Annotated in this window: 22 protein-coding genes; 7 read left to right on the forward strand and 15 right to left on the reverse strand. The window is 64.6% G+C overall.

The annotated features are described in order from the left end of the window. The first annotated feature begins 77 nt into the window (after window positions 1-77). On the forward strand, window positions 78-479 hold the full coding sequence (locus E0E41_RS13535; protein ID WP_130870337.1) for a hotdog fold domain-containing protein: 402 nt from the start codon (window positions 78-80) through the stop codon (window positions 477-479). A 50-nt stretch (window positions 480-529) separates the two neighbouring features. On the opposite strand, the gene E0E41_RS13540 is transcribed toward E0E41_RS13535, so the two are convergent. Then, a complete protein-coding gene (locus E0E41_RS13540; protein WP_130870338.1) occupies window positions 530-1,897 on the reverse strand; it encodes an MATE family efflux transporter in 1,368 nt (455 codons plus the stop codon). Window positions 1,898-2,199: 302 nt separating this feature from the next. On the opposite strand from E0E41_RS13540, the gene E0E41_RS13545 reads away from it, so the two are divergent. Together E0E41_RS13545 and clpB are read left to right on the forward strand one after the other, a co-directional pair. Further along, complete coding sequence (locus tag E0E41_RS13545) at window positions 2,200-2,628, forward strand: Hsp20/alpha crystallin family protein (RefSeq protein WP_130870339.1); 429 nt, start codon at window positions 2,200-2,202, stop codon at window positions 2,626-2,628. Between the two features lie 78 nt (window positions 2,629-2,706). Next, window positions 2,707-5,337: an ATP-dependent chaperone ClpB gene (clpB, locus tag E0E41_RS13550; RefSeq protein ID WP_130870340.1), complete on the forward strand. Its 2,631-nt coding sequence runs from the start codon at window positions 2,707-2,709 to the stop codon at window positions 5,335-5,337. Window positions 5,338-5,383: 46 nt separating this feature from the next. On the opposite strand, the gene E0E41_RS13555 is transcribed toward clpB, so the two are convergent. Both E0E41_RS13555 and E0E41_RS13560 read right to left on the reverse strand, forming a co-directional pair. Continuing rightward, window positions 5,384-6,769: an alanine/glycine:cation symporter family protein gene (locus tag E0E41_RS13555; protein ID WP_130870341.1), complete on the reverse strand. Its 1,386-nt coding sequence runs from the start codon at window positions 6,767-6,769 to the stop codon at window positions 5,384-5,386. A gap of 25 nt (window positions 6,770-6,794) precedes the next feature. Then, window positions 6,795-8,978 carry a DNA topoisomerase III gene (locus E0E41_RS13560; protein WP_130870342.1) on the reverse strand — a complete coding sequence of 728 codons (2,184 nt, stop codon included), beginning with the start codon at window positions 8,976-8,978 and terminating at the stop codon, window positions 6,795-6,797. Between the two features lie 129 nt (window positions 8,979-9,107). On the opposite strand from E0E41_RS13560, the gene E0E41_RS13565 reads away from it, so the two are divergent. After that, entirely contained in the window at window positions 9,108-9,296 is a 189-nt protein-coding gene (locus E0E41_RS13565; RefSeq protein WP_130870343.1) for a hypothetical protein, read from the forward strand. Window positions 9,297-9,334: 38 nt separating this feature from the next. Here the strand turns inward: E0E41_RS13565 and E0E41_RS13570 are convergent, their stop codons facing one another. Continuing rightward, window positions 9,335-9,661, reverse strand: a complete 327-nt coding sequence (locus E0E41_RS13570; protein ID WP_130870344.1) for a winged helix-turn-helix transcriptional regulator — start codon at window positions 9,659-9,661, stop codon at window positions 9,335-9,337. Window positions 9,662-9,776: 115 nt separating this feature from the next. Between E0E41_RS13570 and E0E41_RS13575 the strand changes: the two genes are divergently transcribed. Then, window positions 9,777-10,388 (forward strand): LysE/ArgO family amino acid transporter, encoded by a 612-nt coding sequence (locus E0E41_RS13575; RefSeq protein WP_130870345.1) that lies wholly within the window; start codon window positions 9,777-9,779, stop codon window positions 10,386-10,388. A 49-nt stretch (window positions 10,389-10,437) separates the two neighbouring features. On the opposite strand, the gene pepT is transcribed toward E0E41_RS13575, so the two are convergent. After that, entirely contained in the window at window positions 10,438-11,655 is a 1,218-nt protein-coding gene (gene pepT, locus E0E41_RS13580) for a peptidase T (RefSeq protein WP_368019955.1), read from the reverse strand. An 86-nt stretch (window positions 11,656-11,741) separates the two neighbouring features. Between pepT and E0E41_RS13585 the strand changes: the two genes are divergently transcribed. Continuing rightward, window positions 11,742-12,674 (forward strand): alpha/beta hydrolase, encoded by a 933-nt coding sequence (locus tag E0E41_RS13585; RefSeq protein WP_130870347.1) that lies wholly within the window; start codon window positions 11,742-11,744, stop codon window positions 12,672-12,674. Between the two features lie 39 nt (window positions 12,675-12,713). Here E0E41_RS13585 and E0E41_RS13590 read toward each other — a convergent pair whose 3' ends face one another. From E0E41_RS13590 to E0E41_RS13610, 5 genes are all read right to left on the reverse strand, one after another. Continuing rightward, window positions 12,714-12,956, reverse strand: coding sequence for a hypothetical protein (locus tag E0E41_RS13590; protein WP_130870348.1), 243 nt, complete (start codon window positions 12,954-12,956; stop codon window positions 12,714-12,716). A 131-nt stretch (window positions 12,957-13,087) separates the two neighbouring features. After that, the gene (locus E0E41_RS13595; protein WP_130870349.1) at window positions 13,088-13,942 is read right to left on the reverse strand and encodes an MSCRAMM family protein; all 855 of its coding nucleotides are present in this window, start codon (window positions 13,940-13,942) and stop codon (window positions 13,088-13,090) included. A 62-nt stretch (window positions 13,943-14,004) separates the two neighbouring features. Beyond that, complete coding sequence (locus E0E41_RS13600; protein WP_368019920.1) at window positions 14,005-14,460, reverse strand: hypothetical protein; 456 nt, start codon at window positions 14,458-14,460, stop codon at window positions 14,005-14,007. A gap of 117 nt (window positions 14,461-14,577) precedes the next feature. Further along, a complete protein-coding gene (locus E0E41_RS13605) occupies window positions 14,578-15,102 on the reverse strand; it encodes a spore maturation protein (protein ID WP_242623788.1) in 525 nt (174 codons plus the stop codon). Window position 15,103: 1 nt separating this feature from the next. Beyond that, window positions 15,104-15,682, reverse strand: coding sequence for a nucleoside recognition domain-containing protein (locus E0E41_RS13610; protein ID WP_130870350.1), 579 nt, complete (start codon window positions 15,680-15,682; stop codon window positions 15,104-15,106). 191 nt (window positions 15,683-15,873) lie between these two features. Between E0E41_RS13610 and E0E41_RS13615 the strand changes: the two genes are divergently transcribed. Next, window positions 15,874-16,116, forward strand: a complete 243-nt coding sequence (locus E0E41_RS13615) for an AbrB/MazE/SpoVT family DNA-binding domain-containing protein (protein WP_087343726.1) — start codon at window positions 15,874-15,876, stop codon at window positions 16,114-16,116. Between the two features lie 151 nt (window positions 16,117-16,267). On the opposite strand, the gene rsmI is transcribed toward E0E41_RS13615, so the two are convergent. Genes rsmI through E0E41_RS13640 form a run of 5 tightly spaced genes read right to left on the reverse strand, consistent with a single transcriptional unit; the run spans window position 16,268 to window position 20,166 of the window. Next, on the reverse strand, window positions 16,268-17,101 hold the full coding sequence (rsmI, locus tag E0E41_RS13620) for a 16S rRNA (cytidine(1402)-2'-O)-methyltransferase (protein ID WP_130870351.1): 834 nt from the start codon (window positions 17,099-17,101) through the stop codon (window positions 16,268-16,270). A gap of 1 nt (window position 17,102) precedes the next feature. Then, window positions 17,103-17,744: a tRNA1(Val) (adenine(37)-N6)-methyltransferase gene (locus E0E41_RS13625; protein ID WP_130870352.1), complete on the reverse strand. Its 642-nt coding sequence runs from the start codon at window positions 17,742-17,744 to the stop codon at window positions 17,103-17,105. Continuing rightward, entirely contained in the window at window positions 17,741-18,358 is a 618-nt protein-coding gene (locus tag E0E41_RS13630; protein ID WP_130870353.1) for an NUDIX hydrolase, read from the reverse strand. Before E0E41_RS13630 ends, E0E41_RS13625 begins: the two co-directional genes overlap by 4 nt. Window positions 18,359-18,382: 24 nt before the next feature. Next, window positions 18,383-18,910, reverse strand: a complete 528-nt coding sequence (gene nrdG, locus E0E41_RS13635; protein WP_130870354.1) for an anaerobic ribonucleoside-triphosphate reductase activating protein — start codon at window positions 18,908-18,910, stop codon at window positions 18,383-18,385. A 53-nt stretch (window positions 18,911-18,963) separates the two neighbouring features. Further along, a complete protein-coding gene (locus E0E41_RS13640; RefSeq protein WP_130870355.1) occupies window positions 18,964-20,166 on the reverse strand; it encodes a class I SAM-dependent rRNA methyltransferase in 1,203 nt (400 codons plus the stop codon). Window position 20,167: the final 1 nt, after the last annotated feature.

The following is a 20,167-nucleotide window of genomic DNA, read 5'->3' on the forward strand; positions in this document are numbered from 1 at the left end:
AGACGTACAATGGTGGTAGTGAATCTGTTGCCATTTTTGTGCGTATTCACAACATATGAATGAGGAGTGGAATCGACATGGACGAGAAAAAGTATACCTCGATGATCCGTCTGCGCATGTCTGCCAAGGACGCCCACTACGGCGGCAATCTGGTGGACGGCGCCCACATGGTCCATCTGTTCGGCGACGTGGCTACCGAGCTGCTGATCCAGTGTGACGGCGACGAGGGCCTGTTCTGCGCGTACAACAACATTGAGTTCAAGGCTCCTGTCTACGCCGGCGATTTTATCGAGGCATACGGCGAGATCACCCACATCGGCAACACCTCCCGCAGAATGAAGTTTGTGGCCCGCAAGGTGGCTATTCCCCGTCCCGACATCAGCGACTCTGCCGCCGATTTCCTGGATGAGCCCATCGTGGTGGCTATCGCCGAGGGCACCTGCGTTACCCCCAAGAAGTGCCAGCGGAAAGAGCACTAAGTCCATATTGATCGTAAAAAGGTCCCGGAGCATGGCTCCGGGACCTTTTTTCATACCGCCGGGCCGCCCTCCCGCTCCCGCAGGATTCTGGGGAAGAAGTGGAGGAACAGGCAGGTGGTGACGGTGGCGGCCACCGCATCGGCGATGGGCTCGGACAGGAAGGTGGCCTCCGCCGACACCAGGGCGGGCAGCAGCAGCAGGCAGGCCAGGAACACCGTCTTGCGGAACAGGGAGCAGAACAGGGCCAGCCGCACATGGCCCAGGGCGGTGGTCTCATCCACCAGGGGATACTGAACGGCCAGGGGGAGGATCATGGCGGTGAACACCTTGATATAGCCCACAGTCCGCTCCAGCACCTCGGCATTCTGGGTGAACAGCCGGACGAACAGGGGGGACAGGGTGTGGGTGACCACCATCATGATGGCGCAGAAGGTGAGGCACAGCCCCACGATGGACTTTAATGCGGTCTTGATCCGCCCCCCGTCCCCCGCGCCGTAGTTGAAGCTGATGACCGGCTGGGTGCCCAGGGTCAGGCCCCCCATGGGCATGGTGATGAGGAGCAGATAGCTCTGGACGATGGTGGCGCAGGTCACCAGGGTGTCCCCCAGCTCCGGGCCGCCGAACCGCTGGAGCACAGTGTTCAGGACGATGAGCAGCACGCTGTCGGTGGCGATGATGAGGAAGGGGGACAGGCCGAAGGCCACGATCCGCCCCATGATCCGCTTGTCAAAGCCCCCCCACCGGAGCGGGACCGGCATGGTTTTCCGCAGCAGGGCGCACAGAACAAAGGCACAGGAGGCCATCTGGGAGAGCACCGTGGCGATGGCGGCTCCCGCCACATCCAGACCCAGCAGGAAGATGAACACCGGGTCCAGGGCGATGTTGAGCACCGCCCCCAGCACCACCGTGGCCATGCCCAGGCCGGAGAAGCCCTGGGCGATGAGGAAGCTGTTCATCCCCGTGGCCATCAGGGCGAAGAAGGTGCCGGCGGTATAGATGGTGAGATAGGTGTCGGCATAGCCGAAGGTGGCGGAGCTGGCCCCGAACCACATGAGCAGGTGCTCCTTCAGCAGCAGGAACAGGGCGGTGAGCACCGCCGAGAGCACCAGCAGCATGAGGAAGCTGTTGGACAGCACCCGGCTTGCCTCCTTCCTGTTCCCCTCCCCCATGCGCATGGCCAGGATGGGGGAGCCGCCCAGGCCCACCAGGGTAGCAAAGGAGCCCAGCAGGGTGACGATGGGGCCGCACACCCCCACCCCCGCCAGGGCCAGGTCCCCGATGTCCGGGATGTTGCCGATATACATGCGGTCTACGATACTATATAATACGCTGACCAGCTGGGCCAGCATGGTGGGGATCGCCAGGCGGCACACCAGGGGAAATACCGGGTCCCGGCCCAGGTCGTTGGTCCGTCGCATATCCATCCTCCTTCGCGGTATCCTGGGCATTATACCGCTTTTCCCCGCCGCCGTAAACCCCCATCCGGATTTTAGCACTCTCAAGTTAAGAGTGCTAATGTTTACAATTTGGACATAATTTAATGTATATTTGTTCATAGTCCCGCCCTATAATTTCAATCAGAAAACGAGATGAGCCCCGGATCAATGGGGCGGAAAGAGGATGAGCTCCATGCAATATCCGAGAAATTAGCAAAGCAAGTTCTTGATTGCTAACGCCATTCATCCAAAATTCCGATTGATAGATAAAGGAGAGATTCTTTATGTTTGGTATGCTTCCTTTTGAGCGCGACAACGACAACGTGTTCGACACCTTTGATAACTTCACCCGCAACTTCTTCCAGAGCAGCAACGCCAACCTGCCCGCCTTCCGCACCGACATCCGGGACGCAGGCGACAAGTTCATTTTAGAAGCTGAGCTGCCTGGCTTCAACAAAGAGGACATCAAGCTGGACGTGAAGGACGGCATCCTGACCATCACTGCTGAGCACAAGGAGCAGCAGGAGGACAAGGACAGCAAGGGCACCTACATCCGCCGGGAGCGGAGATACGGCTCCTTCACCCGTTCCTTTGACATCACCGGCATTGATGAGAGCGGCATCACCGCCGCCTACCAGAACGGCATTCTGGAGCTGAATCTGCCCAAGGCCGTCCCCGTGGTTCCTGAGACCCGTCGGATCGCCATTGATTGACCTGGATGAGCGGGAGCCGGTCAGCTTGGCTGACCGGCTCCCTGCCGTTTTCCCCCATGAAAGGAGATGTAACGCGATATGAACGCGCAGAAATATACGCAGAAGTCCCTGGAGGCGGTGCAGACCGCCCAGAGCCTGGCCACCGAGTACGGCAATCAGCAGATCGAGCAGCCCCACCTGCTGCTGGCCCTGCTGAGCGACGAGGCCGGCCTGATCCCCCAGCTGCTGGGGAACATGGGCATCACGGTTCCCTCCTTCGCCGCCGCCGCCAAGGCGGAGGTGGAGAAGCTGCCCCGGGTGTCCGGCTCCGGCCGGGAGCAGGGCAAGATCTATGTGGCCCAGGACGTGGACAAGTGCCTGAACACCGCCGAATCCATCGCCGCTTCCATGAAGGACGAGTATGTGTCGGTGGAGCACCTGCTGCTCTCCCTCATCGACACCGCCAACCGGGAGCTGAAGGAGCTGTTCCGCACCTATAACATCACCAAGGAGGGGGTGCTCCAGGCCCTCACCGCCGTCCGGGGCAACCAGCGGGTGACCTCCGACAACCCGGAGGAGACCTACAACGCCCTGAAGAAGTACGGCTCCGACCTGGTGGAGCGGGCCCGCCAGAACAAGCTGGACCCGGTCATCGGCCGTGACGACGAGATCCGCAACGTGATCCGGATCCTGAGCCGCAAGAGCAAGAACAACCCGGTGCTGATCGGCGAGCCCGGCGTAGGCAAGACCGCCATCGCCGAGGGTCTGGCCCAGCGGATCGTCAAGGGCGACGTGCCCAACTCCCTGAAGGACAAGACCATCTTCGCCCTGGATATGGGCTCCCTGATCGCGGGCGCCAAGTACCGGGGCGAGTTTGAGGAGCGGCTGAAGGCCGTTCTGAACGAGGTGAAGAAGAGCGAGGGCAAGATCATCCTCTTCATCGATGAGCTGCACACCATCGTGGGCGCCGGCAAGACCGAGGGCGCCATGGACGCCGGCAACCTGCTGAAGCCCATGCTGGCCCGGGGCGAGCTCCACTGCATCGGCGCCACCACCCTGAACGAGTACCGCCAGTATATCGAGAAGGACGCCGCTCTGGAGCGGCGGTTCCAGCCCGTCATGGTGAACGAGCCCTCGGTGGAGGACACCATCGCCATCCTCCGTGGCCTGAAGGAACGCTACGAGGTGTTCCACGGGGTGAAGATCCAGGACAGCGCCATCATCGCCGCCGCCACTCTGTCCGACCGGTACATCACCGACCGGTTCCTGCCCGACAAGGCCATTGACCTGATCGATGAGGCCTGCGCCATGATCCGCACCGAGATCGACTCCATGCCCACCGAGCTGGATGTGATCCAGCGGAAGATCATCCAGCACGAGATCGAGGAGGCCGCCCTGAAGAAGGAGGATGACGCCATCTCCAAGGAGCACCTGGCCGAGATCCAGAAGGAACTGGCCGAGATGCGGGACGAGTTCAACGCCAAGAAGGCCCAGTGGGAGAACGAAAAGAACGCCATCACCAAGGTGCAGAAGCTGCGTGAGGATCTGGAGGCCGCCAACGCCCAGCTGGAGAAGGCCCAGCGGGAGTACGACCTGAATCGCGCCGCTGAGCTGCAGTACGGCAAGATCCCCGAGCTGCGCAAGCAGCTGGAGGCGGAGGAGGCCATTGCCAACGAGGGCAAGGCCCGCTCCCTGCTGCGGGACAAGGTCACCGAGGAGGAGATCGCCCGCATCATCGAGCGCTGGACCGGCATTCCGGTGGCCAAGCTGATGGAGGGCGAGCGTGAGAAGCTGCTCCACCTGGAGGACATCCTCCACAAACGGGTAGTGGGCCAGGACGAGGCTGTGCGCCTGGTCAGCGAGGCCATTCTCCGCAGCCGTGCCGGCATCGCCGACCCCGACCGGCCCATCGGCTCCTTCCTGTTCCTGGGCCCCACCGGCGTGGGCAAGACCGAGCTGGCCAAGACCCTGGCCGAGGCTCTGTTTGACTCCGAGAAGAATATGGTCCGCATCGACATGAGCGAGTATATGGAGAAGTTCTCGGTCTCCCGTCTGATCGGCGCCCCTCCGGGATACGTGGGCTATGAGGAGGGCGGCCAGCTCACCGAGGCCGTCCGCCGTCACCCTTACTCCGTGGTGCTGTTCGACGAGGTGGAGAAGGCCCACCCCGATGTGTTCAACATCCTGCTGCAGGTGCTGGACGACGGCCGGATCACCGACAGTCAGGGCCGCACCGTGGACTTCAAGAACACCATCATCATCCTGACCTCCAATCTGGGCTCCCAGTATCTGCTGGACGGCATTGACCAGAACGGCGAGATCACGGAGGAGGCCAAGAACCAGGTCCAGGAGCTGCTGCGTCACTCCTTCCGGCCGGAGTTCCTGAACCGTCTGGACGAGATCGTGTTCTACAAGCCTCTGACGAAGGACAACATCACCCACATTATTGATCTGCTGGTGGAGGAGCTGAACAAGCGCCTGGAGGAGAAGCAGCTGAAGGTGGTGCTCACCGACGCCGCCAAGCGCTATATCATCGACAACGCCTACGACCCCGCCTTCGGTGCCCGTCCCCTGCGCCGGTTCGTGCAGCACGGGGTGGAGACCCTCATCAGCAGAAAAATCATCGGCGACCAGGTCCAGCCCGGCGACACCCTCACCGTGGACTGCGTCAACGACCAGCTGACGGTGGAGGCCAAGACCGTCCTCACCGGCGAAGTGGTGGATCAATAACACATAACGAAACAGCGCCTGCCGCATCCGCGGCAGGCGCTGTTTTTTATTTGTCCACCTGGGGGATCTCGGTCTTGTCCACCTCGTCCAGGTTCTTCAGGTAGTGCCTGGTCTCTTTGGCGATGACCCCCGACAGCAGGAGCACGGCGATCAGGTTGGGGATGGCCATGAAGGCGTTGAGGATGTCGGCGATGGTCCAAACCAGGTCCAGGGCCAGCACCGGCCCCACCACCACGATGGCCACAAAGACGATCTTGTACACCAGAATGGCCTTTTTGCCCCACAGGTACTGGGCGCACCGCTCGCCGTAGTAGGACCAGCCCAGGATGGTGGACCAGGCGAAGGTGATGATGCCCACCACCAGGATGACGGGACCCAGCACGGGGATCTGGGAGAAGGCCAGGGTGGTCAGCTTGCCGCCGTCGGTGACGTCGGCCATATTGATGGCGGGATTCTTCATGATGGTGGACACCAGCACCAGGCCGGTCATGAGGCACACCACCACGGTGTCCCAGAAGGTGCCGGTGGCGGACACCAGGGCCTGGCGCACCGGGTTGCGGGTCTGGGCGGCGGAGGCCACCAGGGGGGCGGAGCCCATGCCGGACTCGTTGGAGAACAGGCCACGGGCCACGCCGAAACGCATGGCGATCATCAGGCCCTGGCCCACCAGGCCGCCGGCCACCGCCCCGGGCTTGAAGGCCAGGGACAGGATGGCGGAAATGGCGGGGATGATGAAGTCGTAGTTGATGCCCAGGATGATGATGCAGCCCAGCACGTAAAAGGCGGCCATAAAGGGCACCAGCTTTTCACACACGCTGGCGATGGACTGGATGCCGCCGATGATGACGATGGCGGTGAGGATACCGCCCACGATGCCCACGGCGATGGGAGGGATGCCGATGGGGATGTTGTTCTCAATGACCTCGGCGATGGCGTTGATTTGGGTGCCGCAGCCGATGCCGAAGGAGGCCAGGGTGGCCAGGGCGGCGAAGAGGACCCCCAGCCACTTCATGTTCAGGCCCCGCTCCAGGGCGTACATGGCGCCTCCCTGCATCCTGCCGTCGGGGGTGCGCACCCGGTACTTGACGGCTATGAGGGATTCGGCGTACTTGGTGGCGATGCCGAACACGCCGGCGATCCAGCACCAGAACACGGCGCCGGGGCCCCCCAGGAAGACGGCGGTGCCCACGCCGATGATGTTGCCCGTGCCGATGGTGGAGGCCAGGGCGGTGGTGAGCGCCTGGAACTGGCTCACGTCGCCGGGGGAATCCGGGTCACGGGTGACGGACAGCCTGATGCCCGTAAAGGTCTTGCGCTGGATGAAGCCGGTGCGCACCGTCATGAACACGTGGGTGCCGAAGAGCAGCACGATCATGGGCAGGCCCCAGATAAAATCGTCCAGCCAGTTGATGAAGTTGATGATTGCCTCCACAGTCTCTCCTCTTTTCTCTCTGAATTTATTGGTTCTGCTCCAGCCACTTCTTCAGTTGTTCCGCCATGGCGGAGCTTCCCTTCTCCTCGTTCTGTGCCTGCTGCTGGAGATACCGGCGCACGTCCCCCTTGCCCGCCGACTTCTCCGAGCGGCGCTTCTTGAAGTCGCTGAGCTTCTCCCGGTAGCCGCACACGCAGGCGAACATCTGCTTGTCCCCCTCCCCACGCAGCTCCATCTTCTTATGGCAGTTGGGGCAGCGGGCGTTGGTCACCTGCTTCACGCTGCGGCGGTAGCCGCACTCCCGGTCGGGACACACCAGCATCTCCCCCCGCTTGGTCTTGACCCGCAGCAGGTACTTGCCGCAGTCGGGACAGGGGGAGCGGGTCTGGTTGTCGTGGTGGTAGGATGCGTCGCTGGCCTTCACCTGGCTCACCAGCCGGGAGGCGAAGGAGCGCATCTCATCCACGAAGGCGCTCTCCTTCTCCTTGCCCTGGGCGATGTCCCCCAGCCGCTTCTCCCACTTTGCGGTGAGGGAGGCCGACCGCAGGTCGGACGGGGCCAGCCCCACCACCTGGATGCCCTTGGAGGTGGGCCACAGCTCCTTCCCCCGCCGCTCAATGTAGAAGGCGGAGAACAGCTTTTCGATGATGTCCGCCCGGGTGGCGGGGGTGCCCAGGCCGCCGGTCTCCTCCAGGATGAGGCTCTGGTCCTTGTCCTGTACCTGGGCGGCGGGATGCTCCATGGCGGTGAGCAGGGTGGCCTCGGTGTACCGCTTGGGGGGCGCCGTCTGGCCCGCCTGGGTTCTGGCCCACCGGACGGGCAGTTTATCCCCCTGCCGCAGCTCCGGCAGGGTCTGGTCCTTCTCGTCCTCGTCCGGGTCCTCCTCGTCCAGGGAGAAGGAGCGGTCGTAGGCCGCCTTCCAGCCCTGGTCCTTCACGATCTTCCCCTTGGCGTGGAGGACCTCACCCCCCACCTTCACCTTCAGGGTGACCTCCTCATACTGGAAGGGGGGCAGCAGCACCGCCAGGAACCGGCGGACCACCAGGTCGTAGATGTTGCGCTCCGGCCCGGACAGCCGCCACAGCTCGGGCTGCTCCTCGGTGGGGATGATGGCGTGGTGGTCGCTCACCTTGGCGTTGTTCACCAGGTAGCGGGTCTGGAGGGGCCGGGTCAGCAAAATCTGCTGGGCCAGGGGCTTGTACTCCTCCACCAGCACGCTGCGCAGCCGCTCGGGCAGGGTGGGCACCACGTCGTCGGAGATATAGCGGGAATCGGTGCGGGGGTAGGTCAGCAGCTTGTGGACCTCGTACAGGTTCTGCATGATGCCGAGGGTCTCCTTGGCGGAGTAGGCGTACTTCCTGTTGGCGTCCCGCTGGAGCTCGGTCAGGTCATAGGCCGCCGGGGGCGGGGTCTGCTTCCAGGTCTTTTTCACCTCAATGAGGGTGCCGGTGCCGTTGCTGAGAGACGCGGCGATCTGTTCCGCCTTCTCCCGGTCGAACGTGCGGGCCTGGTTGTTCTTGTCCCGCCAGGTGGCGGTGAAGCCGTCGAACCCTGCCCGCACCGTCCAGAATTCCTTGGGCTTGAAGGAGCGGATCTCCTCCTCCCGGTCCACGATGAGGGCCAGGGTGGGGGTCTGGACCCGCCCGGCGGACAGCTGGGCGTTGTGCTTGCAGGTGAGGGCCCGGGTGACGTTGAGGCCCACCACCCAGTCGGCCACGCTGCGGGCCCGGGCGGAGTGGTACAGGTTGTCGTACTCGGCGGCGGGTTTTAAATGGGCAAAACCGTCCTTAATGGCCTTGTCGGTCTGGGAGGAGATCCACAGCCGGCGGGCCGGTTTCTTCCACCCCGCCTTCTCCATGATCCACCGGGCCACCAGCTCCCCCTCCCGGCCGGCGTCGGTGGCGATGACCAGATCACTCACGTCCCCCCGGCGCATGAGGGCCTGCACGGCCCGGAACTGCCGCCCGGTCTGGGGGATGACCACCGTTTTCATATGCTCGGGCAGCATGGGCAGGGTGAGCATGTCCCACTTGGCCCACGCCTTGTCGTAGTCCTCGGGAGGGGCCAGCTCCACCAGGTGCCCCAGGGCCCAGGTGACGATGTACCTGTCCCCCTCCAGGCAGCCGTCCCCCGCCTTTTTGCAGCCCAGCACCCGGGCCAGCTCCCGCCCTACCGAGGGCTTTTCCGCCAAAACCAGTGTTTTTGCCATATATGTTCTCCTAACCGCCGGAAACCGGCGTTTTGTCACAATTTCGTAATTTGACTTTTCCCCTGCGTCATGCTATTTTATGCTTGGAAGGATCCTCTGCCGTTTCAACCGTCTGGGAAGGAGCAGACCATGTTCGGATTTGCCGGCTTGCAGATCAAGATGAGCCAGAACCTGCCCCCCGAGGACCGGATGAGCCATGACGAAAAGGTCTGCCGGAAGCAGGCCAGGGACGCCGAGTGGCAGTTCCGGGTATCCAAGGGCTACGAGAAGGACACCTTCTGGAACCGGATGCGGTTCCGCATGACCCATAAGGACTGAACTTCCGCCGCGGGCTTTGCCCGCGGCTTTTTCTGCCTTTAGAGGGTCATACTCCAGTTCCCCAGTTCGTCCAGGATGGGGATGAGCCGCTTGCAGGGCTCGGTGATGGCGTACTCCACCCGCACCGGCACCTCCAGATACTCCCGCCGGGTCACCAGCCTGTCCTCCTCCAGCTCCCGCAGGGCGCCGGCCAGCACCGTGTTGGACACCCCGTCCAGGGTCTTTTTCAGCTGGTTGTACCGGGTGGGGCCGTTGTTGTACAGGGAGCACAGAATCTGCATCTTCCACTTGCCGCCGATGAGGGCCAGGGCCCGGTTCAGAGGGCAGGCCTCCATACAGGGGCAGTTGTCATGGGTGGGCTGCATGGTCAGTTCCTCCTTACCTGGTACGGAATTTCTGCGTTCTTGCACTGTTGTTTATTAGGTACTATAATACTACCAGGTTGGAAAAAAGGAAAGTATTTTTTGGGAGGAATTACCTATGCCGCCGTATTTGCAGGGTCTGGGCATCGGCCTGGCCTATGTGGCCCCCATCGGGATGCAGAACCTGTTCGTCATCAACACCGCCCTCACCCGCCCCCGGCACAAAGCCATTCTCACCGCCCTCATCGTCATCTTCTTCGACATCAGCCTGGCGCTGGCCTGCTTCTTCGGGGTGGGCGCCCTGATGGACCGGTTCACCTGGCTGAAAATGCTCATCCTCCTGGCGGGCGGCGCCGTGGTCATCTGGATCGGCGTGGGCCTGTTGAAGGATAAGCCCACCATGGACCACAGCGTGGACGTGGATATGCCCCTGCCCCAGGTGGCGGCCAAGGCCTGCGTGGTCACCTGGTTCAACCCCCAGGCCCTCATCGACGGCACCCTGCTCTTCGGCGGGTTCCGGGCGGGCAACCCCGGCGCGGTGAGCACCCAGCTGATCCTGGGCTCCTCCACCGCCTCCTTCGTGTGGTTCCTGGGAATCACCATTCTGATCTCCTTCTTCTCCGCCCGGTTCAACGACAAGATCCTCCGGGTCATCAACATCGTCTGCGGCATCATCATCATCTTCTACGGCGCCAAGCTGCTGTTCCAGTTCTTCCAGATGATCCTGTAAACAGAAAGGGGGCCGCTCCCACCGGGAGCGGCCCCCTTTTTCTGTTCGCTTACTGATTGCGCACCAGGTTGACCAGCACCTGGACCATCTTCTCCAGGGCCTCCACCGGGATGTACTCGTGGACGCCGTGGAAGTTGATGCCGCCGGTGCACAGATTGGGGCAGGGCAGGCCCATGTAGCTGAGCCGGGCGCCGTCGGTGCCGCCCCGGATGGGCACCTCCATGGGGGTGACCCCGGCGGCCTCCATGGCGGACCGGGCCCGGAGGATCAGGTACATGTGGGGCTCGATCTTCTCCCGCATGTTGTAGTAGCCGTCCTTCAGGGTCAGCTCCACGGTGCCCTTGCCGTACTTGGCGTTCAGGTAGTCGCTCACCCGGCCCAGGTAGGCCTTCCGGGCCTGGAACTTGTCCATGTTGTGGTCCCGGACGATGTAGTCCATGCGGGTCTCGGTCTCGTCGCCGTGCATCTCGCTCAGGTGGTAGAAGCCCTCATACCCCTCGGTGTGGGCGGGGGTCTCGGCGGGCGGCATCATGCCCACAAACTCCAGGCCGATGAGCAGGGCGTTCTTCATCTTGTTCTTGGCGGAGCCGGGGTGGATGTTGACCCCGTGGATCACCACGGAGGCGCTGGCGGCGTTGAAGTTCTCATACTCCAGCTCACCCAGCTCGCCGCCGTCCACGGTATAGGCCACCGCCGCGCCGAAGCCGGGCACGTCGAAGTGCTCGGTTCCGCCGCCCACCTCCTCATCGGGGGTGATGCACACGGCGATGCGGCCGTGGGGCACCTCGGGATGGGCCATCAGGTACTCCACGGCGGTGAAGATCTCGGCCACGCCCGCCTTGTCGTCGGCCCCCAGCAGGGTGGTGCCGTCGGTGACGATGAGCTCCTGCCCCACGTACTTGTCCAGGCTCTCGAAGTCGGCAGCCCTCATGACGATATTCTTTTCATCGTTGAGCACCAGGTCGCCCCCCTCGTAGCGGACGATGCGGGGCTTCACGTCGGCGCCGGAGGCGGAGGGGGAGGTATCCATGTGGGCGATGAGGCCCACGCAGGGCACCCCCTCGCAGCCGGCGGAGGCGGGCAGCCAGCCGTATACATAGCCGTACTCATCCATATGGGCGTTGTGCAGACCCATATGGTTCAGCTCTTCCGCCAGGGCCGCGCCCAGCACCTTCTGCTTCTCCGAAGAGGGATAGGTCTCACTATGCTCGTCAGACTGGGTGTCGTAGGAGACATACTTCAAAAAACGGTCAACGACGTTCACGATGATCTTCCTTTCTATTGACGGACATGGGCGCTTGGAATAAACTAAGTATATCTCAGTTATTTTACCACAGACGGAGGCGTATTTCCATGGTTTCCAGCCAGGTTTTTACCTTTTCTTCCAGCGACGGCATCCATGACGTGTCCGCCGTCCGGTGGCTGCCGGAGGGGACCCCCCGGGGGGTGGTGCAGCTGGTCCACGGCATCTCCGAGTATATGGGCCGGTACGACCCCTTCGCCCGGTACCTGACCCAGCACGGCTTCGCGGTGGTGGGCCACGACCACCTGGGCCACGGCAGAACCGCCAGGGATTCCACGGAGTACGGCTGGTTCGCCGACAAGGACGGCTGGAAATACATCCTGGAGGACACCCGCACCCTGCGGGAGCTGGCGGGGCAGGACTGGTCCGGCCTGCCCTACTTCCTCATGGGCCACTCCATGGGCTCCTTCGTGGTGCGGGGCTATCTGATGTTCTGGCCGGGGACGGTGGACGGGGCCATCCTGTCGGGCACCGGCCAGGAGAGCGCTCCCACCGTGGCGGCGGGCCGGGTCCTCTCCTCCCTGTTCACCCGGATCTCCGGGCCCAGGGCCCACAGCAGGCTGCTCAATACCCTGTCCATGGGGGCCTACAACAAGCAGTTCAGGCCCAACCGCACCGGGGCGGACTGGATCTCCCGGGACACGGCGGTGGTGGACGCCTACTGCGCCGATCCCCTGTGCCGGTTCCTGCCTACGGTGAGCATGTTCCACGACATGATGGTGGGGCTCCAGCTGCTGGCCAAACGGGAGAATCTGCAAAAGATGGACCGGGACACCCCGGTGTACTTCTTCTCCGGGGATAAAGACCCGGTGGGGGCCTCGGGCAAGGGAGTGCGGAAGGTGGCCGGCTGGTTCAGGGAGGCGGGCGTGAAGGACGTGACCGTGAAGCTCTACCCGGAGGGCCGCCACGAGATGCTCAACGAGACCAACCGGGACCAGGTATTCCAGGACGTGCTGGACTGGCTGGAGGTACATATGCCATAAGACAGGAAGGCCGCGGAGCCAGGCTCCGCGGCCTTCTTTTTACGCCTGGTTGAAGCTGTAGCGGAACCGGTCCCGCCGCCAGCACCAGCACCGGCGGGCCAGATCGGCCCCCACCTCCACATTGGCGCCGGGGGGCAGGCGGACCAGCAGCTCCAGGCAGCGGCCCGCCCCCCGGAGGGTGAGCACATACTCCCCCGGGGCCAGAAAGCCGAAGCAGGTCCGCCGGCTGCACAGCAGGCTCCGGCACCAGCAGCCGCAGCCTCGCCGGGGCCGCAGGCACACCGTGTCCGTGGGGCGGCAGTCCGCCAGGCAGACCGTGACGCCGCACCGCAGCCAGGGGGGAAAGGCGCACAGATCCTGCGCCGCCTCCCCCTCCGCCCTCAGGCAGAAGGGCCGCCCGGCCTGGACCCAGGTTACTGCTCCAGCTTGGCCTTGACCAGATACTGGCCGGCGGTGACGCCGCCGAACAGGTACATCCCCTGGGCGTTGGTCTTGGTGGTGGCCACCAGGGTCTCCACCTGGGTTTCCCCCGTGCCGGTCACCTGGTACAGGCCCACGAAGCAGCCCGCCACCGCCATGCCGTTCTGATCCCGGATCACGCCGCTGACGGTGCCGTTGTAGGTGCGCACGTCCTGGGTCATGGCCACGGTCAGGTTGGCGATGGAGCCGCCGGCGATGGTGGTCAGGATGGGACCGGCGGTGAAATAGCCGTCGGCGGATACCGTCAGGGTATAGGCCCCGTCGGCCACATCGTAGAACACGAACTCGCCGTCGGCGGCGGAGTAGGTGACGGCCAAAACGGTGCCGGTGGAGCCGATCAGGGACACCTTGGCCCCCGCCAGAGGCGTGCCCATGCCCGCCACAGTGACCACGCCGGCGATGGCGCCCAGAGCCAGGGTGGGCTCGGCGGCGCAGGTCAGGGCCACCTGGGCGGTGGTGCCGGGAATGAGGGCCACCCCCACCGGTGCGCTGAGCAGATAGCCGTCGGCCACGGCGGAAATGGTGTAGCTGCCGGCGGGCACGTCGTTGAGGGTGTACTGGCCGGCGGCGTCGGTCAGGGTGTGCTGGAAGGGGGTGCCGGTGCTGTCAAACAGCTTGACGGTGGCGTTGGGAATGGGGTCGGTGCCGTCGGTAACGGTGCCGGTCACCGTGGCGGCGGCGGGGGGCGCCGGCAGCAGATTCAGATTGATCTCCGCCTCCTGAATGCCCTGCACCGAAAAGTCGGCGCTGTATTCCAGGCCATACAGGTCCTGCTTGATGTCAGCCATAGAAAAACCTCCAAATCAATATTGCGCTGGAAGCGGCGGCCCCCGGTGGGAGCCGCCGCTCTTTACTCCTGAGAAGGGGGACCGGACCGGCCGGCGGGGGCCCCGATGAGCAGGCCCACGCAGCCCGACACAAAGTCCCGGAACTGAGCCACCGTGGCGGTGGCGGAGTCAGACCCGACGGCTGCCGGGTCCTCCAGGGACAGATTGCGCAGGGCCAGCAGTACCGCCAGGCAGAACAGCCCCGCGGCGGCGGCCGCCGCCACCAGGTGTCCGTCTGTCTCAGGCTCCCCCCGCCTGCCTCTGCCGCTGAGGAAGTAGCCAAAGATGGCCGCCGAAGCGGTGCGGACGATCACGTCGATGTCCCCGCGCTCCGGGCCGCTCACCGGCCCGGCAAACAGGCTGTAGGCCGACTGCCCCAGCAGAACGGCCAGGAACAGGATCAGGCAGCGGTCGGTGAGCGGAATGCCGGAAATGGCCTTCCCCATCCGCTCCCGGACCATACGCAGCCACTTCATCACAGTTCTCTTCTCCCTCCGTGCGCCAGGCAGACGAAACACCCGCCGCGCACAGCCCATCCTATGCCGGTCCCGGTCCTCCGGTTCCGGCAAAAAAAGCCCGGACCCGAGGTCCGGACTTCAGGCGGGAAAGAACAGGCGCACCGCCCAGGCGGCGGCCAGGAAACCGGCCAGATCGGCGCACAGGGCGGCGGGGACGGCGTAGCGGGTTTTCACGATCCCCGCCGCCCCGAAGTAGACGGCGATGGTGTAGAAGGTGGTCTCGGTGGAGCCCAGCATCACCGCCGCCGTGCGGCCGATGAGGGAATCGGGGCCGTAGGCGGAGATGAGCTCCGCCCCCACCCCCAGGGCGGCGGAGCCGCTGACCGGCCGCACCAGCATGAGCCCCACCGTCTCCGGCGGGATGCCCACCCCCTCCAGCACCGGGGCCAGGGCGTTGGCCGCCAGCTCCAGGGCGCCGGATGCGCGCAGCATATACACCGCCGGCAGCAGGGTCACCAGGGCGGGCACGATGCGCAGCAGCACCCCCAGCCCGTCCTTGGCCCCGGCCAGCAGGGCGTCGTACACATCCACCTTCCGGGCCATCCCGTACAGGGCCACCCCCGCCAGGATCAGGGGCACCAGCATGGTAAAAAACAGCTCCACCTTATTTCCTCCACACCCTGGACAGGGTCCAGGCCGCCAGAATCCCCACACTCACCGACAGGGCCGACGCCAGCCACACCGCCGGCAGGATGTCAAAGGGGGTCTGGCACCCCGCCGCCGCCCGCACCCCCGCCACCGTGGTGGGGATGAGCTGGATGGAGGCGGTGTTGCACACCACCAGCATGCACAGCGGATCGGAGGCCACCCCCGGCGAGCGCTTGCTCATCAGCTGGGCCGCCCGGATCCCCAGGGGGGTGGCGGCGTTGCCCAGCCCCAGCAGGTTGGCGGATACGTTGGCCGAGATGCTGTCCATCACCGCTCCGTCCCGGGCGAAGGCGGGATAGAGCCGCCGCAGCACCGGCCGCAGCAGCCGGGACAGCCCCTCCGCCAGGCCGGAGCGCTTCATGACCTCCATGACCCCCATCCACAGACAGAGGATCCCCGCCATGGACAGGCACAGCTCCACCGCCGCCCCGGCCCCCTCCACAGCAGCCGCCGCCACCTGATCCCCGGTCCCCTGAGCCAGTCCGCACAGGATGGACACCACCACCATCCCCGTCCAGATCGCCGCCATCGCCATTCCAGTCACCACCCCTTCTTATCCCCATCTATACGGACTGTCCGCTTCAAACATGCCTGCCAGTTCACATAAAGTTTTCTTAAGATTTCCAGAATGACATTGACAATTGAATACGTTATGTTATAATGATGTCAGTTTCTTGATAATGAAGGAAAATTTTGGGAACAAATAGGGAAAGGAAGTAGCAACGTATGAAGTCAACCGGCATTGTGCGCAAAGTAGATGAACTGGGGCGGATCGTCCTGCCCATCGAACTGCGCCGCACCTTGGACATCGCGGAAAAGGATTCTCTGGAGATCTATGTGGACGGCTCCTCCATCGTACTGAAAAAGTACCAGCCCGCCTGCATTTTCTGCGACGACGCCAAGGATGTGATCAACTTCAAGGGTAAAAACGTCTGCCCCAACTGCATCAGGGAACTGCAGCTGAAGTAAAACGTTTTTCCTGTAAAAAACCCCTTGCTTTTCCGAGAAAAGCAAGGGGTTTTCTATGTTTTCCGTGCCAGATTCCCGCCGAAAACACGGAATAATTAACCTATGTATATATTACATTTCGTAATATATTGGGTCTATCTGGAAGGGCCGCTCACCCCTGCTCCAGGGCCAGGGCGTACAGCTCATTTTTGGGCAGGCCGGTCTCCTTGGCGGTCTGCTTCACCGCGTCCCGCAGGGAGCTGCCCGCCGAGCGCAGGGCGGCCACCCGGGCCAGGCCGTCCTCCATGGTCAGCTCCTCCCGGGCGGTCTCAGGGGCACCCTCCACCACCAGAACGAACTCCCCACGGGGCGGATTTTCCGCATACCATGTTACCGCCTCCCCCAGGGTGGTGCGGCGCACTTCCTCGTGGAGCTTGGTCAGCTCCCGGCACAGGGCGATCCGCCGCTCCGGCCCGAAGGCCGCCGTCAGGTCGTCCAGGGTGGCGGTCAGCTTGTGGGGGGCCTCGTAGAAGATCATGGTCCGCTGTTCGCCCGCCAGGGACTCCAGGTGGGTGCGGCGGTTCTTCTTGTTCATGGCCAGGAAGCCCTCAAAGGTGAACCGGCCGGTGGGCAGGCCGGAGGCCGCCAGGGCGGTGATGAGGGCGCAGGGGCCGGGGATGGACACCACATCCACCCCGTTCCGGGCGCACAGGGCCACCAGGTCCTCGCCGGGGTCGGAGATGGCGGGGGTGCCCGCGTCGGTGACCAGGGCGCAGCTCTCCCCCGCCAGCAGCCGGTTCAGCACCGCCTGGCCTCCCGCCTCGGTGTTGTGGCGGTAGTAGGAGATCAGGGGCTTCTTCAGCCCCAGGTGGTTGAGCAGCTTCAGGGTCACCCGGGTGTCCTCGGCGGCGATAAAGTCCGCCTGGGCCAGGGTGTCCGCCATTCTCTGGGAAATATCCCCCAGGTTGCCGATGGGGGTGGGTACCAGATATAAGGTTCCGGCCATGTCAATTCCTCCGGTTCATCAGTTGTACGGGCAGCACCGTCAGACCCGGCCTGCCCTGCCGTACCCCCTCCACCAGGGCGGCGGAGGGGGGCGTATCAGGCCCGTGCTGCACCAGCCGGAGCCGCTTGGGTTCCAGCCCGGCGGCTCTCATGCATGCAAAGACCTCCGCCAGCCGCTCGGGGCGGTGGACCAGGGCAAATCGCCCGCCGTTTTTCAGCAGCCGCCCGGCGGCAGCGCACCAGTCGCTCAATCGGGCCTTCTCCGTCCGGGTGGGTCCGCCGGAGGCCCCGCTGCCCGCCTTGAAGTAGGGCGGGTTGCACACCGCCAGGGAGGCCGTCCCGGCGGGAAGGGTCAGCGCCCGGATGTCCCCGGTGAGGATGGTGCCCGCCAGGCCGTTTTCCGCCAGATTGGCGCGGGCCAGATCGCTGTCCGCCGGGGAGAGCTCCACCCCGGCCAGGGTCAGCTCAGGCTGCCGGGCGGCCAGCAGCAGGAGCAGCGCCCCCGCCCCGCAGCCCAGGTCCCACACCCTGTCCCTCCGCCGGACGGTGGCAAAGGACGCCAGCAGCAGGCTGTCCTGCCCCAGGGGGAAGCAGGTGTCCGACTGGCGGTAGGTGTAGGGGCCCAGCTGTTCCGGGGCCCTCACCCCATGTCCTCCAGCAAGCGGCGGGTGATCCGGCCGGTGAGGCCCCAGATGGGGTGGCCAGGCCAGTCGTACACCGGCACCGTGGCCTTGCCCCCCCGCCAGCGGTAGCCCTGGGGGAAGCCGATCCGCTCATAGGGGAAGTCCTCCCCCACCTGGGGGGCCAGGTCGTAGGTGTACACCGCCGGGGGGTGGGCCAGCAGCCAGTCCACCGGCACGGTAAAGGCCTCCTTCACCTCCGCCGGGCTGGGGACCACAGACACCTTGGGGTCCACGATGCCCAGGATGGGGTACATGACAAAGCCCCCCTGGTGGGTCACCAGGTCCAGGGAGGCCACCACCTCCACCGCCTGAGGCGGGACGGCCAGCTCCTCCCAGGTCTCCCGCAGGGCGCACTCCACAGGGGTCTCCCCCGCCTCCATCTTCCCGCCGGGGAAGCACACCTCCCCCGGCTGGCGGCCCAGCCGCTCCGAGCGCACCTCGTACAGCAGGCTCAGCCCCTCCGGCCGCTCCACCAGGGGCACCAGCACCGCGTATTTGGCCTTCATATCCTGTATCTCCGGCACATGGCCGGTCCACCTGGCCCGGAATTGCTCCAGATCCGCCTGTCTCCCCATGGGGGTTCCTCCTTTTGCTGCTGGTTACGATTCCGGCCGGACGAAGTGGGCCAGGGGGTCGGGGCGGGTCCACAGCACCGCATGCCCGGCGGCCCGGCTCTGCTTCACGTCGATGAGCCGCTGGTTGGCGCTCCCCCGGAACAGGGCCTCGTAGGACTTCTCCGCCAGCAGGAAGGGCCCGTCCACCAGCACGTCGGTCTGGTCCAGCAGCTCCAGGGCGCCGGGCAGGTCCCCCTCCAGCAGTCTTTCATAAGTATACCCCGTATAGGTCCACACGTTCAAGCCCTTTTCCCGGGCGATCCGGGCCAGGGCGGCGCAGTCGGCCGCCTGGCAGAAGGGCTCCCCGCCGGACAGGGTGAGGCCGTCGGTGAGGGGATTTTTGACCATCTGCGCCCCCAGCTCGGCCACGGTCACCTCCCGGCCTCCCGCCGGGTCGTGGGTGTCCGGGTTGTGGCAGCCGGGGCAGTGGTGGGGGCAGCCCTGGGTGAACACGGTGAACCGCAGGCTGGGGCCGTCTACGATGGAATCCGAAACAGTATTGGCAATGCGCATATCAAAAACCTGCCTTTCCGGAAAAAACGGGCTGCCGCGGCAGCCCGTTTTGTTTATTGGTCGTCCACCACCTGGAAGATGTAGAACTTCAGGTAGAGGGACTGGTCGGCCCCCCACAGCACCGGGTGGTCGGGGGACTGGGTGCGGTACTCCACCTGCCGCAGGCGGCGGTGGGCGTCGCGGGCGGCCTCCCCGATGGTCTTGGTAAACAGCTCCGGGGTCATGAAGTGGGAGCAGGAGCAGGTGGCCAGATAGCCCCCGTTTTTCACCAGCTTCAGGCCCCGCAGGTTGATCTCCCGGTAGCCGGTGACCGCCTTCTTGACGGAGGCCCGGGACTTGGTGAAGGCGGGCGGGTCCAGGATCACCAGATCGAACTGCTCGCCTTTCTTCTCCAGCTCGGGCAGCAGCTCAAACACGTCGCGGCACTCAAACCGCACCCGGTCGCTCATGCCGTTCAGTTCCGCGTTGCGGGTGGCCTGATCCACCCCCAGCTGGGAGGCGTCCACACCCAGCACCTCCCTCGCCCCGCCCTTGGCGGCGTTGAGGGCGAAGGCCCCGGTGTGGGTGAAGCAGTCCAGCACCCGGCCCCCTTTGGCCAGGGGCTGGATAGCCAGGCGGTTATATTTCTGGTCCAGGAAGAAGCCGGTCTTCTGCCCCTCGGCCACGTCCACCTGGTAGCGGACCCCGTTCTCCACGATCTCCACCATGGGGTCGAAGGGTTCGGACAGGAAGCCCTTCACCCGCTCCATGCCCTCCTTCAGCCGCACCTTGGCGTCGCTGCGCTCGTAGATGCCCCGGATGGCGATGCCGTCCTGGGCCAGAACATCCACCAGCAGCTTCAGAATGGTGGATTTCAGCTTGTCGATGCCCAGGGCCAGGGATTCCACCACCAGCACGTCGGCAAACTTGTCCACCACCAGGCCGGGGAGGAAGTCGGCCTCCCCGAAGATGATGCGGCAGGAGGAGGTGTCCACCGTGTCCTTCCGGTACTGCCAGGCCGCCCGGACCCGGCCCTCCAGGAAGGCCTCGTCGATGACGGTGCCCCCCTTCCGGGACAGCGCCCGCACCGCGATGGTGGAGGCCCGGTTGAGGAAGCCCACCCCCAGGGGGTAGCCGTTGTAGTCCTGGATATCCACGATGTCCCCGTCGGCGGGGTCGCCTAAAATCTCCCCGATCTCGTTGTCGTAGATCCAGGGGCCGCCGGCCTTGAAGGACCGGCCCTCCCCCCGCTTCAGGCGGATGATTCCATTCGTCATT

The sequence above is a fragment of the Intestinimonas massiliensis (ex Afouda et al. 2020) genome (genome assembly GCF_900626285.1).
Lineage (GTDB): Bacteria > Bacillota > Clostridia > Oscillospirales > Oscillospiraceae > Flavonifractor > Flavonifractor massiliensis_A.